Raw genomic sequence first — 3,410 nt, 5'->3', positions numbered from 1 at the left:
ATCCCCAAGCGCAGCAACAAGACTAACAACCATATGAAATGCGGTGATATTTCTTTCTCTTTTAGTAAATGCTACTTGTTTACCAAGTCGGTTCAGTTTTTTTTCACTTAGGATACTTTTTAACTTATTAATAAAAATGTTAGCATTCATTTGAAGCTCTTTTCTTGATTCTGTGGTTTGTGTGGTAACAACCATTTGATCATGAATTGAGCTTCAACTCAATTTCTTAAGATCTTACCTATGACATGGATGTAGGTAAGGGGCGTGAGCAGGACGCGGAAGCTTTGCTCGGTTTTTACTTAGCCCACTAGGTTACAAACCTCGCGCCGCGATTAAATAGCCCCTAGTTTGAACAGATTTTAATCCGCAAAGATCAACAGACCCTAGATTAGCAGTGGCAATATTTGTGTACAAACGTGCGCTGCACGGTTTTTACACAAATAGCCATCTGAGCATCCGGCATGCTTGCTGTTTGTAAGCGCATACGTTTTGATTGTTGAATCGCAAAAACATAATAATCAAAAAAATGAGCCTACAATGAGCAAGCATCATATAAACACCCAGTGTATTCACGGACCACAAAAAGCAAACGACCCGCACGGCGCACTCACTTCTCCTTTATATCAAACCTCTACCTTTCATTTTGAAAATGCCGCTCAAGGTGCTGCGCGTTTTGCAGGCGACGAACCTGGCTATATTTATACGCGTTTAGGAAACCCTACAACCACAGAGCTTGAACAAAAAGTTGCTCAACTAGAAAGCTGTGAAGCAGCAGCTGCAACCGCAACGGGTATGGGGGCTGTATCTGCCTCAGTACTGAGCTTTTTATCGCAGGGAGATCACCTTGTTGCTTCAAGTGCTTTGTATGGTTGTACCTTTGCGTTTTTCTCGCACATGTTGCCGCGCTGGGGAATTGAAGTCACCTTTGTTGATATGACCAACGAGGACGAACTACGCGCTGCCATCAAACCTAATTCAAAAATGATATTTGTAGAAACGCCAATTAACCCCACCATGGCGGTTATTGATTTGACACTCATTGGCGCAGTTGCTAAAGAGCACAATTTAATTAGTGTGGTCGACAACACCTTTTTAACGCCGCTACTACAATCACCAAAAAAATACGGTATCGACATTATAATGCACAGTGCGACCAAGTACTTAAATGGTCACGGAGACGTAGTTGCCGGTATTGTATGTGGATCGCTTGAGCACATAACACACATTAAAATGACCGTATTAAAAGATATTGGTGCAACCATAAGCCCGCACGATGCATGGCTAATTAATCGAGGTCTAAAAACACTCGCCATTAGAATAGAGCGTCATTGTCAAAGCGCACAAGCAATAGCGCAATATCTAGAAGCGCATCCACAAGTAAGCACCGTATATTACCCGGGGCTTAAATCGCACCCAGGTTATAAGTTTATTGGTAACCAAATGAAAGCCGCTGGTGGTGTTATTGCGTTTGAAATAAAAGGTACGCTACAAGATGGCGCACAATTTATTGATAGTATGAAACTTTGTACACTTGCAGTAAGCCTTGGCGACGCTGAAACACTGATTCAGCATCCTGCATCTATGACTCACTCGCCTTATACGGCAGAGGAGCGAGCCGCCGCTGGAATAAGTGATGGGCTGATCAGACTCTCGGTTGGGCTTGAAGATGTTAACGACATTATTAGTGATTTAGACCAAGCTTTTACTAAAATCGGTTAGGTGTATTTAATTGTGTACACATGATGATAAGCTACAGGCCTTTATTTAAAGGTCTGTATTTTTAATGTTCCACAGGTGTAATTTTAACTTTACGATTAAGGTGATCGCGCCAAATACTGATGTTAGCCTATCTATTAAACTTTTCTTCACTTTTGCATAGTATGGGGTCATTCGATATTCAATAGGTTTGAGTATCACACTGACACCGATTTAGGGCTCACACCCAAGAAGGTACTTATGGCTAAAGCAAGTAAATACACATCCAAAACACCAGACGAAAATGGTGTTATACACTGGAGTGATGAAGAAAATAAAATTTGGTCTGAGCTTGTAGCGCGCCAACTTGCATGCATTGAAGGCAAAGCCTGCAACGAGTACATGCAAGGGTTAAAAAAGATTAACCTGCCGCACGATCGTATTCCGCAGTTAAGCGAACTAAACGATGTGTTACTAGCCACTACCGGTTGGCAAGTTGCACCAGTACCTGCGCTTATCGACTTTGATGAGTTTTTTAGATTACTGGCAAACAAGCAGTTTCCGGTAGCTACATTTATTCGTAGCCGTGAAGAGTTTGATTACCTACAAGAGCCAGATATTTTTCATGAAATATTTGGCCATTGCGCCATGCTAACTAACCCTGACTTTGCTGAGTTTACGCACAAGTACGGGCAATTAGGTTACGCAGCGCAGAAAAAGGACCGTGTATACCTTGCGCGTATATACTGGTTTACGGTTGAATTTGGTTTAATGCAAACCGAAGACGGCTTGCGTATTTACGGCGGTGGTATTTTATCAAGCCCAGGTGAAACTCAGTACGTATACTCAAACACGCCAGAAATTAGCCCAATGAATGTGCTTGATGTACTGCGTACGCCGTACCGTATTGATATTATGCAACCACAGTACTACACCATAAATTCGATTCATGATCTGTTTGATATATCGCAAATGGATATTATGACTTTGGTTGAGCGAGCTAAAGAGCTTGGTTTGCACGACCCAAAATTTCCACCAAAAGAAAAATTAGCCAGTTAAATATTAATGCTAAAAAAGCTAAAAGTAAGGATTTAGAATGTCTTCATTAAGTGCACAAAAATGCGAAGCCTGTCATGTAGATGCGCCAAAAGTATCTGACGAAGAGTTAGCGCAATTAATTACTAAAATCCCAGACTGGGTACCAGAAGTACGTGACGGCATTATGCAGCTTGAGCGTGTTTATAAATTTAAAAACTTTAAGCAAGCTATCGCGTTTACCAATAAAGTAGGCGACATGGCAGAAGACGAGGGCCATCACCCAGGTTTATTAACCGAGTGGGGCAAAGTAACGGTTACATGGTGGAGCCATTCAATTAAAGGCCTACACAAAAACGATTTTATTTGCGCAGCTAAAACAGACGACGTATTTAACGCGCTGTAAACCACACTAATTGAGCAAACCAACAAAAGCACTTATTTTATAAGTGCTTTTTTGGTTTTGGAGTGGTTATTAGCGTAGGTTGGGTAGAGTGAAACGAAACCCAACGAATCTTTAATGAACTTATTTACCTCGGTGCTTTTTTACCACCAATACTTTCTTTCGACCTAGATTAAAAAATTCCTTTTTTATTTATACGTTTATATTTTTAGTGATATTTTAGAGTTAATAACGAGCTTCAGAGTGAAAATTTAATGATAAAGGTGATCAAGGATGA

At 40.9% G+C, this 3,410-nt stretch carries 3 protein-coding genes; all 3 read left to right on the top strand.

Annotated elements, in window-relative coordinates:
* The first annotated feature begins 537 nt into the window (after positions 1-537).
* Entirely contained in the window at positions 538-1,719 is a 1,182-nt protein-coding gene (gene megL, locus CXF89_RS18710) for a methionine gamma-lyase (RefSeq protein ID WP_121955438.1), read from the top strand.
* Between the two features lie 237 nt (positions 1,720-1,956).
* Positions 1,957-2,754: a phenylalanine 4-monooxygenase gene (gene phhA / locus CXF89_RS18705; protein WP_024590721.1), complete on the top strand. Its 798-nt coding sequence runs from the start codon at positions 1,957-1,959 to the stop codon at positions 2,752-2,754.
* A 37-nt stretch (positions 2,755-2,791) separates the two neighbouring features.
* The gene (locus tag CXF89_RS18700; RefSeq protein ID WP_002958326.1) at positions 2,792-3,136 is read left to right on the top strand and encodes a 4a-hydroxytetrahydrobiopterin dehydratase; all 345 of its coding nucleotides are present in this window, start codon (positions 2,792-2,794) and stop codon (positions 3,134-3,136) included.
* Positions 3,137-3,410: the final 274 nt, after the last annotated feature.

This window comes from Pseudoalteromonas sp. MelDa3 (assembly GCF_002863625.1).
Taxonomy (GTDB): Bacteria; Pseudomonadota; Gammaproteobacteria; order Enterobacterales; family Alteromonadaceae; genus Pseudoalteromonas; species Pseudoalteromonas arctica.
Note: the sequence above shows the minus strand (reverse complement) of the source record. Positions and strands in the feature narration are given on the sequence as shown.